16 protein-coding genes, 1 pseudogene and 1 riboswitch are annotated in these 22,529 nt (G+C 71.8%); of the genes and pseudogenes, 9 read left to right on the top strand and 8 right to left on the bottom strand.

Features of this window, described 5'->3' with window-relative positions:
* Window positions 1-51: 51 nt before the first annotated feature.
* Window positions 52-186: pseudogene (locus IG08_RS56815) on the bottom strand (MarR family transcriptional regulator); the annotation flags it as partial.
* A gap of 72 nt (window positions 187-258) precedes the next feature.
* Here IG08_RS56815 and IG08_RS0107135 point away from each other — a divergent pair.
* Window positions 259-840, top strand: coding sequence for a hypothetical protein (locus tag IG08_RS0107135; RefSeq protein ID WP_052424511.1), 582 nt, complete (start codon window positions 259-261; stop codon window positions 838-840).
* A gap of 1 nt (window position 841) precedes the next feature.
* On the opposite strand, the gene IG08_RS0107130 is transcribed toward IG08_RS0107135, so the two are convergent.
* Complete coding sequence (locus IG08_RS0107130) at window positions 842-1,891, bottom strand: C40 family peptidase (protein ID WP_030597675.1); 1,050 nt, start codon at window positions 1,889-1,891, stop codon at window positions 842-844.
* Between the two features lie 502 nt (window positions 1,892-2,393).
* Here IG08_RS0107130 and IG08_RS0107125 point away from each other — a divergent pair.
* Window positions 2,394-2,747, top strand: coding sequence for a hypothetical protein (locus tag IG08_RS0107125; RefSeq protein WP_030597673.1), 354 nt, complete (start codon window positions 2,394-2,396; stop codon window positions 2,745-2,747).
* Here the strand turns inward: IG08_RS0107125 and IG08_RS0107120 are convergent.
* Together IG08_RS0107120 and IG08_RS0107115 are read right to left on the bottom strand one after the other, a co-directional pair.
* On the bottom strand, window positions 2,725-3,708 hold the full coding sequence (locus tag IG08_RS0107120) for a tellurite resistance/C4-dicarboxylate transporter family protein (RefSeq protein WP_030597671.1): 984 nt from the start codon (window positions 3,706-3,708) through the stop codon (window positions 2,725-2,727). The two genes, IG08_RS0107125 and IG08_RS0107120, sit on opposite strands and share 23 nt — an antisense overlap.
* 293 nt (window positions 3,709-4,001) lie before the next feature.
* On the bottom strand, window positions 4,002-5,147 hold the full coding sequence (locus tag IG08_RS0107115) for a C40 family peptidase (protein WP_030597669.1): 1,146 nt from the start codon (window positions 5,145-5,147) through the stop codon (window positions 4,002-4,004).
* 8 nt (window positions 5,148-5,155) lie between these two features.
* Window positions 5,156-5,324, bottom strand: a riboswitch (cyclic di-AMP (ydaO/yuaA leader).
* 264 nt (window positions 5,325-5,588) lie between these two features.
* Between IG08_RS0107115 and IG08_RS0107110 the strand changes: the two genes are divergently transcribed.
* Both IG08_RS0107110 and pcrA read left to right on the top strand, forming a co-directional pair.
* Window positions 5,589-6,668 (top strand): ScyD/ScyE family protein, encoded by a 1,080-nt coding sequence (locus IG08_RS0107110; protein ID WP_030597667.1) that lies wholly within the window; start codon window positions 5,589-5,591, stop codon window positions 6,666-6,668.
* A gap of 263 nt (window positions 6,669-6,931) precedes the next feature.
* Entirely contained in the window at window positions 6,932-9,439 is a 2,508-nt protein-coding gene (pcrA, locus tag IG08_RS0107105) for a DNA helicase PcrA (RefSeq protein ID WP_030597665.1), read from the top strand.
* A 26-nt stretch (window positions 9,440-9,465) separates the two neighbouring features.
* Here pcrA and IG08_RS0107100 read toward each other — a convergent pair whose 3' ends face one another.
* Both IG08_RS0107100 and IG08_RS0107095 read right to left on the bottom strand, forming a co-directional pair.
* The gene (locus IG08_RS0107100; RefSeq protein WP_030597662.1) at window positions 9,466-10,905 is read right to left on the bottom strand and encodes a M23 family metallopeptidase; all 1,440 of its coding nucleotides are present in this window, start codon (window positions 10,903-10,905) and stop codon (window positions 9,466-9,468) included.
* Between the two features lie 247 nt (window positions 10,906-11,152).
* Window positions 11,153-12,046: a lipase family alpha/beta hydrolase gene (locus IG08_RS0107095; protein WP_030597659.1), complete on the bottom strand. Its 894-nt coding sequence runs from the start codon at window positions 12,044-12,046 to the stop codon at window positions 11,153-11,155.
* A gap of 452 nt (window positions 12,047-12,498) precedes the next feature.
* Here IG08_RS0107095 and IG08_RS0107085 point away from each other — a divergent pair, with 452 nt between their 5' ends.
* Complete coding sequence (locus IG08_RS0107085) at window positions 12,499-12,915, top strand: coenzyme B12-dependent isobutyryl CoA mutase small subunit (protein WP_030597653.1); 417 nt, start codon at window positions 12,499-12,501, stop codon at window positions 12,913-12,915.
* A 104-nt stretch (window positions 12,916-13,019) separates the two neighbouring features.
* Here IG08_RS0107085 and IG08_RS0107080 read toward each other — a convergent pair whose 3' ends face one another.
* Both IG08_RS0107080 and IG08_RS0107075 read right to left on the bottom strand, forming a co-directional pair.
* A complete protein-coding gene (locus IG08_RS0107080) occupies window positions 13,020-14,666 on the bottom strand; it encodes a DUF5691 domain-containing protein (protein ID WP_030597650.1) in 1,647 nt (548 codons plus the stop codon).
* Between the two features lie 70 nt (window positions 14,667-14,736).
* Entirely contained in the window at window positions 14,737-16,092 is a 1,356-nt protein-coding gene (locus IG08_RS0107075) for an SWIM zinc finger family protein (RefSeq protein WP_030597647.1), read from the bottom strand.
* Window positions 16,093-16,249: 157 nt separating this feature from the next.
* On the opposite strand from IG08_RS0107075, the gene IG08_RS0107070 reads away from it, so the two are divergent.
* The 4 genes from IG08_RS0107070 to IG08_RS0107055 all read left to right on the top strand — a co-directional run bounded on the left by IG08_RS0107070 (window position 16,250) and on the right by IG08_RS0107055 (window position 22,419).
* Window positions 16,250-17,380, top strand: a complete 1,131-nt coding sequence (locus IG08_RS0107070) for an ATP-binding protein (RefSeq protein WP_030597644.1) — start codon at window positions 16,250-16,252, stop codon at window positions 17,378-17,380.
* Between the two features lie 132 nt (window positions 17,381-17,512).
* The gene (locus IG08_RS0107065) at window positions 17,513-19,924 is read left to right on the top strand and encodes a DUF5682 family protein (RefSeq protein ID WP_030597642.1); all 2,412 of its coding nucleotides are present in this window, start codon (window positions 17,513-17,515) and stop codon (window positions 19,922-19,924) included.
* Window positions 19,925-20,063: 139 nt separating this feature from the next.
* Window positions 20,064-21,233 (top strand): VWA domain-containing protein, encoded by a 1,170-nt coding sequence (locus IG08_RS0107060; RefSeq protein ID WP_030597640.1) that lies wholly within the window; start codon window positions 20,064-20,066, stop codon window positions 21,231-21,233.
* Window positions 21,234-21,465: 232 nt separating this feature from the next.
* Entirely contained in the window at window positions 21,466-22,419 is a 954-nt protein-coding gene (locus IG08_RS0107055) for a hypothetical protein (protein WP_030597638.1), read from the top strand.
* The last annotated feature ends 110 nt before the right edge of the window (window positions 22,420-22,529 follow it).

Here is a 22,529-nt window from a genome sequence, read left to right as displayed (position 1 = left end):
CGGGGGCGACGCGAAAGAGATGCGCGCCGCCCTGCGCACACCGCGACGTGCCTAGTGGTGCCAGGCCCGCCCGCCCGTGTTGTGGATGAATCGCTGCAGCACCTTGAGGGTGGTCAGGTACTCCTCGTCGGAGATGCCCACGTGGCGTTCCGTCCACAGGTCGTCCTGGAGGGCCGCGGCCTTGTCGTCCATGGGACCGACCATAGAAACTCGACCTGACTTGCGGTCAAGGCCCGCGGCGGGCGGCATGATGTCGTGGTGCGTCCACCCCGAGCGAAGCTTGTCGCCGACCTGGCCGCCGCCGGTCTGCTGTTCCGTGAAGTCCTCCCGATCGCCGACCAGCTGGTCCCGGTGGCAGTGGCCGGTTGCATGGGCTACCTGGGTTCGGAGGACGGCCGTTCCGGCGTGCTGATCGGCCACGACGAAGCCGATCTCTGCACGCGGATCAACGAGGAGTGGGAGCGTCTGGCGGTCGAGCGAGGGCTCTTCTCGGGTGGCGGGGAGTTCCTGGTCGGCCTGGATCTGTCGGGGGCGGATCCGAACGAGGTGGACCCTGTGGAGATCGAGCAGCGGTGGGTGCGGGTCGAGCTCGCGCCGGTGTGGGACGTGGCCGGAGCAGGCTGCGAGAGGGGCGTACTGGGCGCGGGAGCCGGCAACCCGGCCTTCCTCATGGCCTCGCTCGACGGGGAGGTGCTCATGCACGGCGGCTACTACCAAGCCGGGATCAGCCTCTCCACCGTCGCCCGCCCCGGGAGCATCGCCGCGCTCCGGGAGCAGGCACGCCGTCTCGTCTCCTCCGAGTATCTGGAGAGTGACCAGCGGCGCTGGACGCAGCGCTAGCTCACGCCACCCGCGTAGCCCCCGCGAACGGCATCTCGTCGATCGGCGCCACCCGCACCGGTGCCGACGGGTTCGGGGCGTGGACCATCTGGCCGTTGCCGACGTAGAGGCCGACGTGGCTGATGCCGGAGTAGAAGAACACCAGGTCGCCCGGGAGGAGTTCGGAGCGGGAGACACGCTGGCCGGCGCCGATCTGGGCGTAGGTCGTGCGGGGCAGGGCGATGCCCGCGGAGCGGTACGCGGCCTGCATCAGGCCCGAGCAGTCGAAGGCGTCGGGGCCGGTGGCGCCCCAGACGTAGGGGCTGCCGAGTTTCGAGTAGGCGTACGAGACGGCGGCCGCGGCACGGGAGTTGGGGGCCGGCACGTTGCCCGCGGCCGTCAGGCCGTCCCGGGTGCCCGTGCCGGAGGAGCGTGAGGCGCGCTGCACATCGCCCGCGCGTTCCTCGTCCGGCAGCTGCGACAGCAGCCGGCGTGCGGCGTCCAGCTTCCCGGTGATCGTCTTCTTGTGCCGCTTCAGCTCCGCCTGCCGCGACCTCAGTGAGGCCAGCTCGACATGCGCGGCGCCGCGCAACTGCTCGATCTCCCGCAGCTGTTGGCGGACGCTCTCGACGGACGCCGCCTGCCGGGTGCCCGCACGGTCGACGAACTCGGCGCCGTCCAGGTAGCGCTCGGGGTCGGAGGAGAGCGCCAGTTGAAGGGCGGGGTCCATGCCCCCGTCGCGGTACTGCGCCGCTGCCATCGAACCCAGCGCGTCCCGCGCCGAGTTGAGCTTCTCGGTCCTGCGCGCCGCCTCGTCCTGCAGCGTCCCCAGCCGGGTCTGGGCCGCCTCCGCCTTCTCCTTCGCGCCGTTGTACTTCTCGGTGGCGGCCTCCGCCTCCTGGTACAGCTTGTCCACCTTCGCCTTGACCTGCGCCGGCGTCAGCTGCGGCTCGGCGTGTCCGATCCCGTCGAAGCCTGTCGCGGTGGCTGCCCCGGCGAGGGCGATCGTCGCTGCCGTACGGACGGAGTTGCCGCCGGCCGAGCGCTGACGGGGCTTGCGGTGCGTTGCCACGTGGACTTGCACGTCCTTTCGTACGACCGCCCGGGCCGTACGACCGCCCGGTCGGCGGAGGTACGGCCGCCCCGGGGGGTTCACCGGACGTGCGGCCGCCAGGGGGAGCGGACGTACGACCGCCCGGGGCGGGTCACGCGTCCGGCGGCGGCCCACACAGGGGGAGCGGACCGCCGCCGGACCTTCTCGGCGGTGGTGGCCGACTGCCGCCCCTGGCCCGGGCGGCGGTGGGGAGCCGGTCACCTGGTGAAGGACGCTAAACCTCGCTGTGTCCGGGAGGTAACGCGTTGTGCGCAACTGCCGTGAGCCGACCGCCGAGTGACCGTATGTGACCGTGATCCCGGGGCCGGGCCGTCGACTTCACGCAGGGCGATGACCGAAGTGGCGATTCCGGGACGGGGGGTGGCAGCGGAGTGCTATGGGCCGCATATATGCAAGGTCAGGTCATGTGGTGTGGGGCGGTGTCGGGGGTCCCCTGTGCCCGTGATTAGGCTCCGGCCTCATGGACGTCCTCATCCATCTCTTCGTCGGCCTGCACATCATCGGCATCGCCTCGCTGCTCGGCGGCTTCCTCACGCAGATGAAGGCGATGGGCCAGGGCACCGCCCGCTTCGTCCCCGCGATGCTGCACGGCGCCGCGACGATGCTGGTCACCGGCGTGATCCTGGTCGGCCTCAACCAGGCCGACGACCAGCCCGTCAACAACATCAAGATCGGCGTGAAGCTGGCCCTGCTGATCGTGATCCTCGGCCTCGTCTACGTGAAGCGGGACGACGAGAAGGTGGAGAAGGGCCTGTTCGGGCTGGTGGGCGCGCTGACCACGGCGAACATCTTCATCGCGGTGCTGTGGACCTGACGGCGGCCCGAGCCTTCAGGACCGCCCCCGCGGCCACGGCCAGCCACGCCGCCACCGCGATCCACAGCAGCACCTCACCCGGAATCTCCAGCCATGAGACGTCCAGCGCGGCGGCGACGGACAGCGTCGCCGCCGCGGTCATGCCCATGGGGAACACGGTGGCCCAGCGGCGCACGTCGTAGGCCGGCCGCGGCCGCAGGATCTCGGCGACGAGCAGCACGGCGTACCAGGCCAGGTCGAGCACCAGCAGCGCGACGGTCACCGTGCGCAGGACGCCGTAGTCGTCGCTGTTCCACAGGTACAGGCGGGCGCTGTCGGCGGCGATGAGCTTCGAGCCGGCGAGCGCCGAGATGGCCATCGCGCCCCCGGCGACCCAGTGGTCGCCGAGCCCCTCGGTCACCTGCCGCAGGTCGAAACGGGCGAGCGCGAACCCGTACAGCACCAGCCCCAGCCAGAACAGCACGAGCGCCGTGTGCGCGAGCCAGGCCGTCGCCTCGGCCGCCGCGAGCGTCGCGCCGAGCACCGCGAGCCCCTGGGTGGCCACGCAGCCGAGGAACACCGCCCCGGGCATGCGCCGCTTCCAGTGCCCTACGACGAGCACGATCAGCCCCGGCCAGAGCAGCGCGGACAGCGCGAGCAGGGCCTCGGCGAGCTGCTGCCGGCCGAGTGCGGAGAAGCGCGTGCCCAGCACGGTGGTCGCCGCGACCGCCGTCAGCGCCCCCGGTGTCCCGGCCTCCGCCACCCACCTCGCCGGCTCCCGCAGCAGTCGTACGGCGAAGTCCGCGGCCAGCCCCAGCCAGGCGATACAGCCGAGCACGAGGGCGATCCGGGACAGCACCTCGTAGCCGGTCAGATGCAGCCCGACCGACACGATGCCGGTCGCCATCACGGCGGCCCCGGCCGCCGGCGGACGCTGCGCCCACCAGGCGCGCAGGGGGGAGTGCGGGGAGGTACCGGACATGAGGCCGATGCTAAGGAGCCCCGCGCGCCGCGCGAGCGGGGCACGCGCGCGGGCACACGGCAAAAGGCGCGGGCGTGCAGCCTGTGCCACGCGCCGCGCTCACCCGTCCTCGCGCCCCCCGTCCGTCGGCTCCGTGAGCATCGGGCCGATGCTCACGGCGAGTTCGGGGGACGGACCGCTGCGGTTGCTCCGCCGCGCGCGGCGGCCGAGACCGGCGCGCGGTCGAGTCCGGGCGCGGTGAGGGAGGTCAGGAGGCTTGCCTCCATACGGGCCATCGGCGCGCCCGGCTTCCGTCAGGCCGGCCGCACCACGCTGTAGATCGACGACTCGCCGTCGTAGTAGATCGACTCCTCGCGGACGTACGCGCCCGGCTTCGGGGCGTGGATCATCATGCCGTTGCCGATGTAGAGGCCGACGTGGCTGATGTCGTCGTAGAAGAAGACCAGGTCACCGGGCTGGGCGTTGGCGAGGGAGACCGTGGTGCCGGCGTTGACCTGGTCGTAGGTGACGCGGGGGAGGGAGATGCCGGCGGCGTTCCAGGCAGCCTGGGTGAGGCCGGAGCAGTCGTAGGAGTCGGGGCCGGTGGCGCCCCAGACGTACGGCTTGCCGATCTGGGAGCGGGCGAAGGCGATCGCCTTCGCGGCCTTGGTGGCGTACGAGGAGTCCGTGGTGTCCGTGGCGGACGACGAGCTGCTCTCCTGCTGCGCGGCCTCCGCGGCCGCCTTCTGCTCCGCCTCCGCCTGCTGCTGCGCGAGCTCCGCGGCCTTGCGCGCGGCCTCCTGCTGCTTCTCCTTCTCGATCGCCGCGAGGCGCGCCTTCTCCTCGGCGGTCAGCTTCGACAGCAGCGTGCGTGCGTCGGAGAGCTTCGTCTGGACGTTCGCCTTGGCGGTCTTCAGGTCGCTCTGCGACTCGGTGAGCGTCTCGAGGCTCTGGGTGGCCTCCTGGCGCTTCTCCATCGTCGCGGACTGCTCGGTGACGTAGTCGTCGACCATGCTCTTCTGGCGACTCGTCATACGACCCATCAGCTGGGCCTGGTCGAAGTAGTCCTGCGGGGAGTCCGCGAGCAGGAAGGTCGCCGTGTCGGGGGCGGAGGCGCCGGTGCGGTACTGGGCGGCGGCGAAGGAACCCAGCTCCTCCCGCGCCTCGTTGAGCTGCTGGGTGCGCTGGGCGACGTCGTCGAGGAGGGTGTCGACCTCCTTGCGCTGCTTGGAGGTCTTCTCCTTGGCCGAGTTGTACTTGTCGGTCGCCGACTCGGCCTGACGGTAGAGGTCGTCGACCTTCTTCTCGACCTCTTCGAGGCTCGGTTTGTCATCGGCCGGTGCTGCGTTGGCGGTCTGGGACAGCAGGGCCACGGACGTGAGGGCTGCCGTGGCCAGCGCCGGGGTCCGTATGCCTGCTACGCGCGTACCCGCGGGACGCGACTTGCGGTGCGACGCCAAGGTTGGCGACTCCTTCCACGCTCCGCCTACCGAGTTAGCTGTCGGGTTCGGGCGGGTGGTTCGGAAGGGTTGCCCTACGGCCTTTCCCCATAAGGGAGTTGGCCGATTCACCCCAAAGTTCGGTGGGTCCCCGGCTCCGGGGGCGCGGCGGCGCTCCGGATTAGGCGGAGGCCGTGCGGCCCGGCGACGTTCGCCGGTGGGGGTCGTACGGCCTGCTCGGCACGGTAGCCAATTCGTGTGGCCTCTGTGAAGGTTGATGTTCGATATGCCCGATACATTTTCGTGACCTTAGGTCAGGACGTCGCTCGCCGCGGTCAATCCGGAAGGATCTGCGACGACTTGTGCGTATTTTGACCGGAGTGACGACGTCCGCCCGCTTCCGGGCGCTAACTTCCAGCCGGGCCACGGTCGGGTGCCGTGGCAAGTGAGGGGGTTTCGGCCATGAGGAAGCGCACAGCACTCGTCGTCGCCACGGGGGTGGCGCTCGTCGCCACCGCGGGCATCGCGCCCGCGACCGCCACGGGCGGTCACGCCGGCGACAAACCGGTCGTCCGCGTGATCGCGACCGGCCTCGACAACCCGCGCCAGCTCTCCTACGACAACGGACATGTGTACGTCGCCGAAGCCGGCCGCGGCGGCAAGAAGTGCATCGGCGAGGGCCCCGAGGGCACGACGTGCATCGGCCTCAGCTCCGCGGTCACCAAGATCTTCTGGGACGGGGGCGCATGGAAGCACTACCGGGTGGTGCAGGGCCTGCCCTCGGGCGCCGCCCCCGACGGCGGCTTCGCGACCGGCGTGGACGGCGTCTCCGCGCTCCGGGGCGAGATCTGGGGCGTCGAGACCTACGCCCCGCCGGAGGCCGGAGTCCCCACGACCCCGCCCTGGAACAAGCTCGGCAAGCTGCTGCGCATCGACCGCGGCAAGGCGAGGGTCGCGGCCGACATCACCGCCGTAGAGCTGAAATACAACCCGCACAAGGCGTCCGTCGAGTCCAACCCGTACGCCGTCCTCGCCCTCCCCGACGGCCGCAAGATCGTCGCGGACGCGGCCGGCAACGACCTGGTCGTCGTCTCGCGCCACGGCAAGGCCCGCCCCTTCACGGTCTTCCCGGACCACGACAAGAACCAGTCCGTCCCCACCTCCCTGGCGCTCGGCCCCGACGGCAACCTCTATGTCGGCGAGCTGAACGGCGAGGCCCAGAAGCCCACCGCGCGCGTGTGGAAGGTCGACCCGTGGACCGGCAAGATCCTCGGCTGGAAGTCGGGCTTCGGCTCGATCGCCGGCATCGCCTTCAACGACAGCGGCGACCTGTACGTCAGCCAGCTCTTCGCGGGCGTCGTGACCAAGGTCTCGCACGGCAAACGTACGAACGTGAAGGTGCCGTTCCCGGCGGGCGTGGCCGTCGACCCGTACGACGGCAAGGTCTACGTCTCGGCCTGGTCGATCGCGGACCGTGACGGGACGGTCCTGGAAGGCAAGAAGACACCGGGAGGCCAGGTCTGGAAGATCCTCGGGTTCTGATCCCTTGGCGATTCGGGCGATGTTCTCGGGGCGGCGGCAGGGTGTCAGTGGGGAGCCTTAGGGTCTGTCCGATGGCTCAGTTCGGTTTGGCGCCGGTGCCTGGTCATCTGGCCCGAGCGGGGTCTGGTGCGTGCAGCTGCAACGCGGAGGAGGGCGTCGACGCGATGGGGGAGTCGGCAATCGACGACAACGCGGCAGATGTGCGTGCCAGGGCCCGCGACCCCCGGACTGGGCCATCGGGCAGGCCCTAAACTCGGAGAGCGATGAGCAGCCTCTTTGACGACAGCTTCCTGGCGGACCTCCAGGGCCCTCGGGCCCATGCCGAGGAACCCCCGCCGCCGCCCGAGGACGAGCACGGACCGGAACCCGTTCCGGACGATCTGTTCGGCGGGAAGTTCGACGTGCCGCCGGAGCGGGACGCGTACTACCGCGACGGCGCCCCGCGCCCGGCGGTGGACCCGGCCGCGCTGCTGGAGGGCCTGAACGACAACCAGCGCGCGGCGGTGATCCACTCCGACACCCCGCTGCTCATCGTGGCCGGCGCCGGCTCCGGCAAGACCCGCGTGCTCACCCACCGCATCGCGTATCTGCTCGGCGCGCGGAACGTCCACCCGGGCCAGATCCTCGCGATCACCTTCACCAACAAGGCCGCGGGCGAGATGAAGGAGCGCGTCGAGCAGCTCGTCGGCCCGCGCGCGAACGCGATGTGGGTGATGACCTTCCACAGCGCGTGCGTGCGGATCCTGCGGCGGGAGTCGAAGAAGCTCGGCTTCACCTCTTCGTTCTCGATCTACGACGCCGCCGACAGCAAGCGTCTGATGGCGCTCGTCTGCCGTGACCTCGACCTCGACCCCAAGCGCTTCCCGCCGAAGTCCTTCAGCGCCAAGATCTCGAATCTGAAGAACGAGCTGATCGACGAGGAGGACTTCGCCGCCCAGGCCACGGACGGCTTCGAGAAGACCCTCGCCCAGGCCTACGCCATGTACCAGTCCCGTCTCCGCGAGGCGAACGCCCTCGACTTCGACGACCTGATCATGACGACGGTCAACCTGCTCCGCGCCTTCCCGGACGTCGCCGAGCACTACCGCCGCCGCTTCCGGCACGTCATGGTCGACGAGTACCAGGACACCAACCACGCCCAGTACGCCCTGGTCAGGGAGCTGGTCGGCACCTCCGAGCACCCGGTCGACGTACCGCCCGCCGAGCATGACCTCCCGCCCGCCGAACTCTGCGTCGTGGGCGACGCCGACCAGTCGATCTACGCCTTCCGCGGCGCGACCATCCGCAACATCCTCCAGTTCGAGGAGGACTACCCGGACGCGACGACGATCCTCCTGGAGCAGAACTACCGCTCCACCCAGACGATCCTCACCGCCGCCAACGCGGTCATCGAGCGCAACGAGTCCCGCCGCCCCAAGAACCTGTGGACCAACGCGGGCGCGGGCGCGCGCATCACCGGCTATGTCGCCGACACCGAGCACGACGAGGCCCAGTTCGTCGCCGAGGAGATAGACCGACTGACGGACGCGGGCGACGCGAAGGCCGGCGATGTCGCCGTCTTCTACCGGACGAACGCCCAGTCCCGGGTCTTCGAAGAGATCTTCATCCGCGTCGGCCTGCCGTACAAAGTCGTCGGCGGCGTCCGCTTCTACGAGCGCAAGGAGGTCCGGGACGTCCTGGCCTACCTGCGGGTGCTCGCCAACCCGGAGGACTCGGTGCCGCTGCGCCGGATCCTCAACGTGCCCAAGCGGGGCATCGGTGACCGTGCCGAGGCGATGATCGACGCCCTGTCCCAGCGGGAGAAGATCAGCTTCCCGCAGGCGCTGAAGCGCGTCGACGAGGCGTACGGGATGGCGTCCCGGTCGACCAACGCCGTCAAGCGGTTCAACACGCTGATGGAGGACCTCCGTACGATCGTCGAGTCCGGAGCGGGCCCGGCGACCGTCCTGGAGGCGGTCCTCGAACGCACCGGCTATCTCGCCGAGTTGCAGGCCTCCACCGATCCGCAGGACGAGACCCGTATCGAGAACCTCCAGGAACTCGCCGCCGTGGCCCTGGAGTTCGAGCAGGAGTCGGGGGAGTCGGGGGAGTCCGGGGAGGGCGAGGCAGCGGCCCCGGTCGGGCTCGCCGCGTTCCTGGAGCGGGTCGCGCTCGTCGCCGACTCCGACCAGATCCCCGACGAGGACGAGGACGGCTCCGGCGTCATCACCCTGATGACCCTGCACACCGCCAAGGGCCTCGAGTTCCCGGTCGTCTTCCTCACCGGCATGGAGGACGGCGTCTTCCCGCACATGCGCGCCCTCGGCCAGGCCAAGGAGCTGGAGGAGGAGCGGAGGCTCGCGTACGTCGGCATCACGCGCGCGCGTGAACGGCTGTACCTGACGCGGTCGTCGCTGCGCAGCGCATGGGGACAGCCGTCGTACAACCCGCCCTCCCGCTTCCTGGAGGAGATCCCGGCGCAGCACGTGGACTGGAAGCGCACGGGCGCCATGGCACCCGTCTCCTCCGGCCCGGCGTCCGGGGTGGCGGCCTCGCTGTCGACGTCCCGCTCGCGCTCGTCGGCGTCGGGCGCGTCCGGCTTCGCCACCCGGCGGGCCTCGGAGAAGCCGGTGGTGTCCCTGGCCGTCGGAGACCGCGTGACGCACGACCAGTTCGGGCTCGGGACGGTCGTGGCCGTGAAGGGCACGGGGACGAACGCGGAGGCGACGATCGACTTCGGGGACAACCCGAAGCGGCTGCTGCTGCGGTACGCGCCGGTGGAGAAGCTGTAGCCGAGGGTTGAGCGGGGGCTGGGCCGCTACGTGGGGTCCAGCCCGTGGCTGCGCAGCCACGGGAGCGGGTCGATCGCCGAACCGCCCGCCGGGTGCACCTCGAAGTGCAGGTGCGGGCCGGTCGAGTTGCCGGAGTTGCCGGAGTACGCGATCGGGTCGCCGGCCTTGACCGTCGTACCGGAAGCGACCCGGTAGCTGGAAAGGTGGCAGTACCACGTCTCCGTGCCGTCCTTCGCCGTCACGACCATCATGTTGCCGTAGGAGCTGTTCCACTCCGTACGGACGGTGCCGTCGGTCGCGGCCATCACGGTCGTGCCGTACGCGACCGGGAAGTCGATGCCCGTGTGGACGGACATCCAGTTGATGCCGGCTTGGCCGTAGTAGGCGCTGAGGCCCTTCTGCGTCACCGGGAGGGCGAACTTCGGGCGCAGCCGCTCCTTGCGGGCCGCCTCCTCTTTCGCCTTCTGCCGCTCGGCCGCCTGCTGGGCCTTGAGGTCGATACGTTCCTGCGTACGGCTGGCCCGGTCGGCGAAGTCGTCGGCGCCCGCGGAGAGGCTCTCGAGCTGGGTGTCCAGCTTGTTGTTCGCGGCGGACGGCTTGACGGAGGTCGCGTCCGACGCGGTCGTCGACGTGTCCTTGCTGTCGCCGGTCATCGTGCCGACGGAGGCGGCGGCGATCCCCGCGACGCCCATGACACACGCCGAGGGCACGGCGATCGTCAGCAGTGCGGAGCGCTTGGGGGGCGTACGGCGGCGGGAACGGCCCGCGTTGCGAGCGGCGACGCGTGAACCCGGGGCGGGGGTGGGCGCCGGGGCCGGGGCGATGTCTTCCTGGTCGTCGAGGAGAGGCGCGTGGGCGTCGGCCTCGGTCAGGTCCAGGGCGGGCATCTCGCCCTCGTGCGAAGCGGGTTCGTCGTAGGCGGACGTTCCGTGGGACTCGCCGTAGGAGTGGGTCTCTTCGTATCCGACCTGCTCGAAGGTCGCCGTCGCGCCGCTGTCGGAGTTCCACTGCGTGGCGTCGTACGCCCCGGTGTCGAAGGCCTGCGTGCCCCATTCCCAGTGCTGGGTCTGGTCGGCCGGGCCCGCGGACTGGTTGGGCTGGGTCCAGGCGCTCGCGTCCCACTGGCCGCTGGTGTCGTTGCCGGTGGCCTGTGGGGGGATGGCGGAGAGCTGCTGGTGGTGGCCGGTCCAGGCGGTGGTGTCGTACGCGCCGGTGTCGTAGGCGGCGTGGTGCTGGGCCGCGTACATGTCGTAGTTCAGGGTCTGGTGACTGCCCGTGGACCACGCCGAGTTGTCGTACGTGCCGGTGCTCTCGCCCGCCATGTTGCCGAAGAGGGGGTCGGCCTCGAAGCTCGCGGTGGCGTCGTAGTTGCCGTACGTGGTGAAGTCGCCGTACTGGGCTTCCTGGTTGCCGTACTGCGCGTAGTGCGCGGAGGCGGCGTCGGAAGCCGGAGCCGGGGTGGTCATGCTCCCCGACGGATGACGGTCGTTCACCAACTTCTCTCTCGCCTCGACAACAGGGGCTGCCAGAGCAGTGCGGTGACTGTACCCGGCGGTACGCGGGCGCGACAATCTTCAACGGGTTTTGCGCTCGCAGGAAACGGGCATTCGGCCGTGTTTCGGGGGACTGTGGGCGCGACTTTGGCCCTGCGTTCGATACGCGTTCGACGCCTGAGTGCCGTGAGGCTGCTGTGACGGGCGTCTGTTGTGGCTGTTACGCCACTGTCAGGCCGCCGGCGTGGCCGACGGCATTGGCTCCCGTCCGTGCGGTGTCCGTGGCGGCGTCGGTGTCGGCGTTGAGGACCTGTCGTATGCCGGCCGCGACGGCGGGGTGCACGGGCAGGGCGAGATGTCCGATCCCGCTCACCCGGACGTTCTGCGCCAGCAGGTCGGGATGGTCGACGCAGGCGGTCTCGAGCGGGTCCATCAGGTGGTCGAGGTCGCTCCAGAAGCTGACGAAGTGCGTACGGCAGCCGGGGGCGGGCAGGGTCAGCTCCTCGATCAGGTCCGAGCCGGGGCGCATCTGGCGCACGATCGGGTGCGCGTTCGCCAGCGGCACCACCTGGGTGCCGGAGTGCGGGGTGCCGAGCGTCACCAGCGTCCGGACCCGGAGGTCGCCGCCGAGACACTGCACGTAGTAACGCGCTATCAGCCCGCCGAGGCTGTGCCCGACGATGTCGACCTGCTTGCTGCCCGTGCGCTCGCAGATTCCCTCTATGTGCCGGCCGAGCAGCTCCGCCGCGGCACGGATGTCACAGGTCAGCGGGGAGTAGTTGAGCGACTCGACCTGCTGCCTGCCGTGCTGGGCGAGGCTGCGGCGCAGCAGCACGAAGACCGAGCGGTTGTCTATGAAGCCGTGCAGCAGCACGACCGGGGGCTTGGCCTCCGTCGGCAGCTGCGCCGTGCCGTTCTCCGGTGAGGGGAGCGGGGGGAGGGGGGAACGGCGCTCCTGGGTGATGCCGGAGGGGTAGAGCAGGAGATGTCCCGCGAGGATCGCGAGCTCGAGGGCGGTCGCCTTCAGAAGGGTGAGGGAGAGTCCCGCCAGCCTGGTCGGGAGGAGACGCTGGCAGAGCGGAAGAAAGGGCAGCACTGCCCTGGTGACCTTCATGGCCGACCTCCTGTCGGCACGCGGAAGGACGGCTCTGTCCCCCGTGTGCACTCAAGTGAAGTCGCGACGCGGGTCGTCATCGACGGAGCGCGAGTGGCGCGCGTGAGGTGGGTGCGGCGAGTGGCGGCTCGTGGTGCGCCGATGACGTGACGAGGTGCCCTGCCGGTGTGGCGACGAGGCTCCCCGCTGTCGTGCCTTACCTGCTCTTCGTGCCCTTCGTGCCGACGCCGATGCACCGCACCGCCGCGGCGCGCTGTGTGCGGCGCGGCGGTGCGGCGACCTCGTTGCGGCTCCCGAACGTGTCCCATCGTGTGATTTCCCCCTCGGTCAGCACCGCGAAACTGCCGGTTGCGGGATGCTGGAGATAACGTTCGTTCACTTTCCCGGCCGATGCGGTACCTGTCGGTGGGAATGGATGTGGGAATGGACGCAGTCGCTTCATGGAGGCAGTGATGGGTGTGGCAGCCGGTCCGATCCGCGTGGTGGTGGCCAAGCCGGGGCTCGACGGCCACGATCGCGGGGCCAAAGTGATCGCGCGGGCGCTGCGCGACGCCGGTATGGAGGTCATCTACACGGGGCTCCACCAGACGCCCGAACAGATCGTCGCCACCGCGATCCAGGAGGACGCCGACGCGATCGGCCTGTCCATCCTCTCCGGCGCCCACAACACGCTGTTCGCCGCGGTGATCGACCTCCTGCGCGAACGCGACGCGGCGGACATCCTCGTCTTCGGCGGCGGCATCATCCCCGATGCGGACATCGCTCCCCTGAAGGAGAAGGGCGTCGCGGAGATCTTCACACCCGGCGCGACGACGCAGTCGATCGTGGACTGGGTGCGGGAGAACGTACGGCAGCCGGCGGGGGCGTAGCCCTCCCGCGGCTGAGCCGAAGCGCGCCGCACCGTCGGGCGGGGTGACCGTCCCTGGGGGCTGCCGCCCCCAGACCCCCGCTTTCGGCCTGAACGGCCTCGTCCTCAAACGCCGGACGGGCCGGGGAGTTGCACCACCCCCAGTTCCTCCTGCATCGCCGCCCGCAGCCGCAGCGTTGTGACGAGCCGCTGAAAGGCTTCCGCCCAGTAGCCCCCGGCCCCGGGCGACGCATCCTCCCCCTCGTCCGGCACCGCCAACAACCCGTCCAGTCGCCCTGCCGCGGACGGATCGAGGCAGCGCTCCGCCAGCCCCATCACTCCGCTGAAACTCCATGGGTAACTCCCCGCGTCCCGCGCGATGTTGAGCGCGTCCACCACGGCCCGTCCAAGCGGCGCGGCCCACGGCACCGCGCACACCCCCAGCAGCTGGAACGCCTCGGACAGCCCGTGGGTCGCGATGAACCCGGCCACCCACTCGGCCCGTTCCGCGGAGCCCAGCGTGCCGAGCAGCTTGGCCCGTTCCGCCAGGGACACCGCGCCGGGCCCGCCGGCCTCGGGCGCGGCCGGCAGCCCGAGCAGCGCCCGCGCCCACGCGGCGTCCCGCTGTCGTACGGCGGCCCGGCACCAGGCCGCGTGCAGTTCGCTCTGCCAGTCGTCCGCCACCGGCAGCGCCACGATCTCCTGGGGCGTACGCCCGCCGAGCCGCCCCGGCCACACTCCGAGCGGTGTCGCCTCCACCAACTGACCGAACCACCACGACCGTTCACCCCGTCCCGCGGGAGGCTTGGGTACGACGCCGTCGCGCTCCATGCCCGTGTCGCACTCGTGCGGTGCCTCGACGACGACGGCCGGTGTGTCCCGGGTGCGGTCGACGGCCACGCAGGCCCCGGCCCGGACCGCCATCCGTGCCGCCAGCGCCGAATCCGGCAGCGCCGACAGCAGCTCCGCCGCCGTCGCCCGTACGTTGCGGCTCCGGTCGGCCAGCGCCTGTTCCAGGAACGGCTCGTCGTCCGGGCCGAGGCCCGTGCGCAGCGAGTCGAGGAACATCAGCCGGTCCTCGGCGCGTTCCGTCGCCCAGCTCGTCGCGAGCAGCTCGCGCGCGGCGGCGGGCTCGCGGGCGCGTATCGCCGCGAGGAGGGCGACCCGCTCGGCGAACAGGCCCTCCTCCCAGAGCCGTTGGATCCTCGCGGTGTCCTCGGGGGACGGCAGTGCCGTGCCCCCGCCCGGGGTCGCGCGCAGGGCGAACCGCCAGTCCGGGTTCAGCCGGGCCAGCCACACGGCACGCGGTCCCGCGAAGGTCAGCGCGGCCGGCCGCAGGTCCGTACGCCCGCGTGCCGCGTCCAGCAGAGCGGGCAGCACCTGAGGAGGTGCCGCGAAACCACGGGCGTTGGCCGTCGCGAGCCACTGCGGCAGCAGTTCCATCAGATCCGGCGTCGTACCTCTGCGGCCACCGCCTCCCGTGCCGGGGCGGTCGGCCAGCAGCATCGCGAGCCTGCGGGCCGCCGCGGCGGGCAGCGGTGGGCGCGCGTCCTCGGGCGCCGGCCGCGGCCGCTCCGCCGCACGGGCGGGCCGCAGCCCGGCCCGGCGCCGTACGGTCTCCACAGCCGCGGCGTCCAGCAACGCCGCGGGTGCCTCGGGGCCGGGTGTGACTCCGGGCGGTGTGCGTCGCTCCGTGCCGAGCAGGGCCGCGGTGACGAGTTCCTCCCAGGCGCCCGGTGCGGGCGCAGCCGGAGTAACAGCGGTGCCGTTCATGCGGTTCCCTTCCGTTCCTTTGCAGAGGCTGCCTGGGAGCTGTTGCACGTGCGCACGGGGTTCGGTCGGTTCAGCACAGCGGCACCGCCTCGCCCGCGCCCTCCGGCCAGGCCGTCAGCGGGGTGAAGCCCCGGTGGCCGCACTCGCCGAAGACCTTGACGGGGGCGCCGCCCGAGAGCGCGACCAGGCGCCACAGGCCGGGGCGGGAACGGGCGGCGGGTGAGAGCGGCAGCGCCGAGTCGCCGTCGACGTCCGCCAGTTGCCAGGAGTCGCCGTCCGGGGTCGGCACGACCCGGTCCAGCGTGACCGGGACGGAGTCCAGCCAGGGGTCGTCCCGCAGCGCCTCGCCGTAGCGGGCGGCCGCCACGTCCGTCGGCACCCCCGGCGGTCGTATCCCCACCGGAGCCGGCGCCGCGAACTGCTCGCCCAGGGCAGCCCGCTGCTGTCCGGCACCCGGGTACGCGGACACCTCCGCCTCCAGGGCCAGCCCCACCGGCAGCGCGATCTCCGGGGCGCGTCCGGCGGCCCCATAAGAGAGGAGCAGCGCGGTACGGCCGGACTCGGCGCCGTACAGCCATATCCGGCGGGTCGTCAGACGCGCGTCCGCCGTGTCGTACTGGGCGAGGACCAGCCAGCGGTCCCGCACCGGCGGGCCGTCCGCCGCACCGGACAGGCCGATCCGGGAACGGACCGTCGCCGCCAGGCCGTCCGGCAGCCGCTCGCGGCGCAGCCAGCCCTGGTCGAGGAGGTGGAGGAGGGCGCACTCCTCCAGGAGCCGCACCGGCCAGCCCGGACCGGAGGACGGGATCGCCCCCAATTCCCTTACCCGCGCGGCGAGTCCGGGTGCCTGGGCGTCGATCATGCGGGCCGCCGTCTCCTCCCACAGCCCGTACCCCGCCTGCTCCGCGCCGGCCAGCCCGCCGCGCAGCAGATCCGCGAGCCGCTGCTCCAGTTCCGTGGCACCCGCGGTGATCCGCACGGCCCGGCGCTCCGCCCTGCGCCGCGCCGCCTCCGGATCACCGGACCCGGACGAGGAACCGGGCGCGCCCGCCGTCCGTTTGTCCTCCGCGCGCTTCCTTCTCCCCTCCGTCCACTGCTCCGCCCAGTCCGGCACCTGCCCCGGCGGCACCGCACCGTCCCCGCCCGCCCACAGGAGCAGCAGCCCGAGCGCGTGTTTGCACGGGAACTTGCGGCTCGGGCAACTGCACTTGTACGCGGGCCCTGCGGCGTCCGCGATGTCGATGACCGTCTGATACGGCTTGCTGCCACTGCCCTTGCACAGCCCCCACACCGTCCCCTCGTCGGTACTCCCCGCCTCGGACCACGGCCCGGCCGCCCCGAGTTTGCTTCCCGCTTTGCGTGATGCTGCGTCAGGCGCCAGTGCCAGCACCTGATCCGCCGTCCAGCGCACCCCCTGCTGAGTCATGTCATCGAAGGTAGATCCCAGCACTGACAATCGGCCTCGGCGGCGATCTCGCCAGCCGCCCCGCAAGCGTGTCTCCGCAGGTCGGAACGCGTTGTCAGTGCCGTGGTGCAACGTGGTTGTCAGATCCGAACCGGCCGAGCTGGAGGGGGCCTCAGCCATGTCTGTGTCCGTCGACGCGGTACCCGTGGAATCTCAGGAGCAGGACTCGACCGAGGCGTTGCGCCCGCATGCCGAGGACGACTTCGCCGGTGAACTCGCCGCGCTGGCCGCGCAGGACGACCGCCCGCGCCCGGCCCGCTGGAAGATGTCGCCGTGGGCCGTCGCCACCTACCTGCTGGGCGGCACCCTGCCGGACGGCACGGTGATCACACCGAAGTACGTGGGCCCGCGCCGCCTCGTCGAGGTCGCCGTCACCACACTCGCCACCGACCGCGCCCTGCTGCTGCTCGGCGTGCCCGGCACCGCGAAGACCTGGGTGTCCGAGCACCTGGCCGCAGCGGTCAGCGGCGACTCGACCCTGCTGGTGCAGGGCACGGCCGGCACCCCGGAGGAGGCGATCCGGTACGGCTGGAACTACGCGCAGCTGCTCGCCAACGGCCCGAGCCGCGCCGCCCTCGTCCCCAGCCCGGTCATGCGGGCGATGGCCGAGGGGATGACGGCGCGGGTCGAGGAGCTGACCCGTATCCCGGCCGACGTGCAGGACACGCTCATCACGATCCTGTCCGAGAAGACGCTGCCGATACCGGAGTTGGGGCAGGAGGTGCAGGCGGTCCGCGGCTTCAACCTCATCGCGACGGCCAACGACCGCGACCGCGGGGTCAACGACCTCTCCAGCGCCCTGCGCCGCCGCTTCAACACGGTCGTGCTGCCGCTGCCGGAGAGCGTCCAGGCCGAGGTCGACATCGTCTCGCGCCGCGTCGACCAGATGGGCCGCTCCCTCGAACTGCCCGCCGCGCCCGACGGCATCGCCGAGATCCGACGCGTCGTGACCGTGTTCCGCGAGCTGCGCGACGGGGTGACGTCCGACGGCCGTACGAAGCTCAAGTCGCCGAGCGGCACGCTGTCGACGGCCGAGGCCATCTCCGTCGTGACCAACGGCCTCGCGCTGGCCGCCCACTTCGGCGACGGCGTGCTGCGGGCCGGTGATGTCGCCGCGGGCATCCTCGGCGCCGTCGTGCGCGATCCGGCGGCCGACCGGGTCATCTGGCAGGAGTACCTGGAGGCGGTCGTCCGTGAGCGCGACGGCTGGAAGGACTTCTACCGGGCCTGCCGTGAGGTGAGCGCGTGAACGACGACCTGGGATGGGGGCGTGCGAGCGGGAACAAGGGGTCGGGCGGGACCCAGTCGGGCGGGAACGGCGTGAACGCCGGGGGCGGCAACCGGTGGTTGCGATGACGATGACGATGACGAGGGGGACGGTGTGACAGGGCTCGAGAGCGGCGTGTGGGCCGCGACCGGTGGCGGGCCGCTGCTGCTCGGCGTACGGCATCACGGGCCCGGGTCGGCGCGGTCCGTGCGGGCGGCGCTGGCCGCGGCCCGGCCCCGGGTCGTGCTGATCGAGGGGCCGCCCGAGGCCGATGCCCTGATTCCGCTGGCCGCCGACGAGGACATGCGGCCGCCGGTCGCGCTCCTCGCCCATGCCGTGGACGAGCCCGGCCGCTCGGCGTTCTGGCCGCTCGCCGAGTTCTCCCCGGAGTGGGTCGCGATCCGCTGGGCCCTGGAGCACGACGTCCCGGCCCGCTTCATCGACCTGCCGGCCACGCACACGCTGGCGTGGGGGAGAGACGAGGAGGAGAGCGCAGAGGGTGAGAGCGCAGAGGATGAGAGCGCCGAGAGTGAGAGCGCCGAGCCTTCGGCCGAACCCGCCCCCGAGGCGGCCGTCCGTGTCGATCCGCTCGGTGTGCTCGCCGAGGCCGCCGGTTACGACGACCCGGAGCGTTGGTGGGAGGACGTCGTCGAGCACCGGGGCGCCGGGGAGGGGGACGCGTTCGAGCCGTTCGTCGTGCTGGAAGAAGCGATGGGGGTGCTGCGAGAGACGTACGGGACCGGGGGGCATGACCGGGATCTCGTGCGAGAGGCCTACATGCGGCTCCAACTGCGGGCGGCCCAGCGTGAGTTCGGGGGCGAGGTCGCCGTGGTGTGCGGGGCCTGGCACGTTCCAGCGCTGCGGCAGAAGACCGCCGTCGCCGCCGACCGGGCGCTGCTGAAGGGGCTCGCCAAGGTCAAGGCGGACCTGACGTGGGTGCCGTGGACGTATCGCAGGCTGTCGCGGCACAGCGGTTACGGCGCCGGCATCGACTCGCCCGGTTGGTACGGGCATCTGTTCGGTGCCCCGGACCGGCCGGTCGCGCGGTGGCTGACCAAGGTGGCGGGGCTGCTGCGGGACGAGGACCGACTGGTCTCCTCGGCGCACGTCATCGAGGCGGTGCGGCTGGCCGAGACCCTCGCCGCGATGCGTGGCCGCCCGCTGCCCGGTTTGAGCGAGACGACCGACGCCGTGCGGGCGGTGATGTGCGAGGGCTCGGACGTGCCGCTGGCCCTGGTGCACGACCGGCTGGTTGTGGGGGACGTGCTCGGGGAAGTGCCGCGGTCGGCGCCCGCGGTGCCGTTGCAGCGGGACCTCGACCGGCTCCAGCGCAGGCTGCGGCTCAAACCGGAGGCGTTGGAGCGGGAGTTGGAGCTCGACCTGCGCAAGGAGACCGACGCCGAGCGCAGCAGGCTGCTGCACCGGCTGCGGCTGCTCGGTGTCGGATGGGGGGAGCCGGCCGCCTCGCGGGGGAGCACGGGCACGTTCCGGGAGACGTGGCGGCTGCGTTGGGAGCCGGAGCTGTCCGTGCGGGTCGCCGAGGCCGGGGTGTGGGGGACGACCGTAGCGGCCGCCGCGACCGCCAAGGTGGAGGCGGACGCCGTCTCCGCGCAGGGCCTCGCCGAGGTCACCGCACTCGCCGAGCGCTGCCTGCTGGCCGAACTGCCGGACGCCTTGCCCGTGGTGATGCAGGTCCTCGCCGACCGCGCGGCGCTCGACGCCGACGTCGGCCACCTCGCCCAGGCCCTGCCGGCCCTGGTCCGCTCCCTGCGCTACGGCGATGTGCGCGGCACGGACACTGGGGCGCTGGCGGAGGTCGCCGCGGGCCTCGCCGAGCGGATATTCGTCGGCCTGCCCCCGGCCTGTGCCGCGCTCGACGTGGAGGCGGCCGAGGAGATGCGGCGCCATGTGGACGCGGTGCACGGGGCGTTGGGGCTGCTGGGCGACGCCCCCGCACCGGGACACGGCGACCTGCGCGAGCGATGGCACGCCGTGCTGCGAGTGCTGTCCACGCGGGACACCGTGCCCGGTGTCGTGCGGGGCCGGGCGGTGCGACTGCTGCTGGACGACGGGGAGTTGGGGCAGGACGAGGCGGCCCTGCTCATGGGGCTCGTCCTGTCACCGGGGACACCGCCCGGCGACGCGGCCGCGTGGATCGAGGGCTTCGTCGGCGGCGGCTCCGGCGGCGGGATGCTCCTCGTGCACGACGAGCGGCTGCTCGGACTGGTCGACGCATGGCTGACGGGCGTGCCGACGGAGGCGTTCACGGACGTGCTGCCGTTGCTGCGGCGGACGTTCTCGGCGTACGAGCCCGGGGTGCGCAGGACGCTCGGCGAACTGGTGCGGCGCGGGCCGGGGGAGCGGGGGAGTACGGCGGGCGCCGGCTCCGGCATACCGGGCTTCGCGCCCGACCTGGACAGCGACCGCGCGGACGCCGTGCTGCCGGTGGTGCGGCTGCTGCTCGGCCTGGACGGCGACGGCCAGGAGAACGCCGACGACAACGACCTTGTGGGGGTGGCGGGATGACGACCGACGGACCGAGGGAACCGAAGCAGGGGGCGGAAGTGGTGAGAGCGAGGGACGGCCACGGGCGCCGGCCGGACGACGGTTCGGCGACCGTCCGGGTGATCCCGCTCTGGGAGCGACTTCGCACGGGGGTGCACGGATGACGACGGAGTCGACCGACCTGGCACAGGAGCGGCTCCGCCGCTGGCGGCTCGTGCTCGGCGGCGACGCGGCCGACGGCACCGGATGCGCGCTCGCCGGGCAGGACGCCGCGATGGACGGGGCGCTCACCGCGCTCTACGGGAGAGGGGACAAGGACAAGGGACAGGCGGGGAAGGACCGTTCGGCGGGGCTCGGGGCGTCGGCGCCGTCCGTCGCGCGCTGGCTCGGGGACATCCGGACGTACTTCCCCTCCTCCGTCGTGCAGGTCATGCAGCGCGACGCCATCGACCGGCTCGGGCTGTCCACGCTGCTGCTGGAGCCGGAGATGCTGGAGGCGGTGGAGGCCGACGTGCACCTCGTCGGCACGCTGCTCTCCCTCAACAAGGTGATGCCGGAGACGACGAAGGAGACGGCACGGGCCGTCGTGCGCAAGGTCGTCGAGGACCTGGAGAAGCGGCTCGCCACCCGCACCCGGGCCACGCTCACCGGCGCGCTCGACCGCAGCGCTCGGATCAACCGGCCGCGTCACCACGACATCGACTGGAACCGCACGATCGCGGCCAACCTCAAGCACTACCTCCCGGAGCACCGGACGATCGTGCCGGAGCGGCTCATCGGCTACGGCCGCGCCTCCCAGTCGGTGAAGAAGGAGGTCGTCCTCTGCATCGACCAGTCGGGCTCGATGGCGGCGTCCGTCGTGTACGCGTCCGTGTTCGGGGCGGTGCTCGCGTCCATGCGGTCGATCAACACGCGGCTCGTCGTCTTCGACACGGCGGTCGTCGACCTCACCGACCAGCTGGACGACCCGGTCGACGTGCTGTTCGGCACGCAGCTCGGCGGCGGTACGGACATCAACCGGGCGCTCGCGTACTGCCAGTCGCAGATCACCCGGCCCACCGAGACGGTGGTCGTGCTGATCAGCGACCTCTACGAAGGGGGGATCCGCAACGAGATGCTCAAGCGGGTCGCGGCGATGAAGGCGTCGGGCGTGCAGTTCGTGACGCTGCTCGCGCTGTCCGACGAGGGGGCGCCCGCGTACGACCGGGAGCACGCGGCCGCGCTCGCCGCCCTCGGCGCACCGGCCTTCGCGTGTACGCCCGATCTGTTCCCGGAGGTGATGGCGGCGGCCATCGAGAAGCGCCCGCTGCCGATACCGGACACCGCGTGACGGCGTGACTACGGGAAACCGCCCGCCTGTTGGTGATTTGTCGATGTGACGACGCCCGACTTGGGCCACCAAAACGGACATGCCTACCCATCGGTAACGGAGGGCTTGCGCAACCTCGGGAGTCCCGTGCAAGGATCGACGCCTCCACAGCCTTCGAATTCCGTTCCACGGCCTTCGATTCCGTTCCGCCGCTTTCGATTCCGTTCCGCCGCACGGGAGGAACCGCCCCGTCTTGACCTTGCCAGCAGCTCTGCCCGGTGCCGCTCTGCGCGTGATGCGCACGGCGGCCGGACGGCGTGTGCTGCAAGTGGTGCTGCTGGTGGGTGGGTTGTTCATGCTCGGGTTCCTCTGCGGGGAACAGGCGCATGCGGCGGACGGCACGGTGTCGGCGACTTCGGTGGGAGACGCCCGGTCGTTGACTAGCAACACGGTCGGCAGCCTCGTGGACAAGACGGTCGACGCCGACAAGGCCGACAAGCCCGTCGTCCATCCGACCCACAAGGCGCCCGCGGCCCCGGTCGGTGCGCAGCCGCCCCCGGTCGACGTGAAGCCGCTTTCGCCGGTCGACGATCAGCTCGTCCGCCCCGTGACCGATCACGTCATCCAGTCCGTGGGTGACCGTGTCGTGCAGCCGGTCGGCGAGGCGGTCGAGACCGTGACCACAGGGCTGACAGAGGGGCTGACCGAGGCGGGGGCCGACCTCCCGTCACTGCCGGAGTCCCCGTCGTGGCCGAGCCTCCCCACGCTGCCCGAACTCCCCGGTCTCCCCCTGTTTCCGGTGGAGACCCTGCCCGCCCCGGTCACATCGGCACCGCAGCCCCAGCCGGGCGGCGGCGCCGAGCCGGCGGCCGAGGAACAGGGCGCCGAGCACCTCGGCAAGAGCAGTGACACCTACGGGCCGCGGTTCGTCGCGTACGGCACCGCGACCGACACCACCGCGGACACCTCCGCGCACCGCGCAGCACCCTCCGCCTACGCGCCCGTCCACCAGGCGCCCGCCGATGCCCCGGGCGGTGCCCTGGGCAACAGGCCGGCCGTGGACAACGGCACGTCACGGCACGGCGACGTACACGCCGTCACCACCGACCACCGGGCGCCGCTGAGGCTCGTGCCCGGTGCCGCCGCGGGCGTCTCCGCGGCCGGGACCCGGGACAGGCACCGGGACATTCCCGTCTTCCCCGGCTAGGGCAGACCTCCCCCGCTGCTGACCTGCCGCGCGGGGGCGGATCAGGTCTGCCCGAACCGTTCGGACACCCCTCCGATCTCCGGACGGAAGCCCCTGGAGCCCGTCGGCTC

It is taken from the genome of Streptomyces fulvoviolaceus, from assembly GCF_000718165.1.
Lineage (GTDB): Bacteria > Actinomycetota > Actinomycetes > Streptomycetales > Streptomycetaceae > Streptomyces > Streptomyces fulvoviolaceus.
This window is presented reverse-complemented; position numbering and strand designations above follow the sequence as displayed.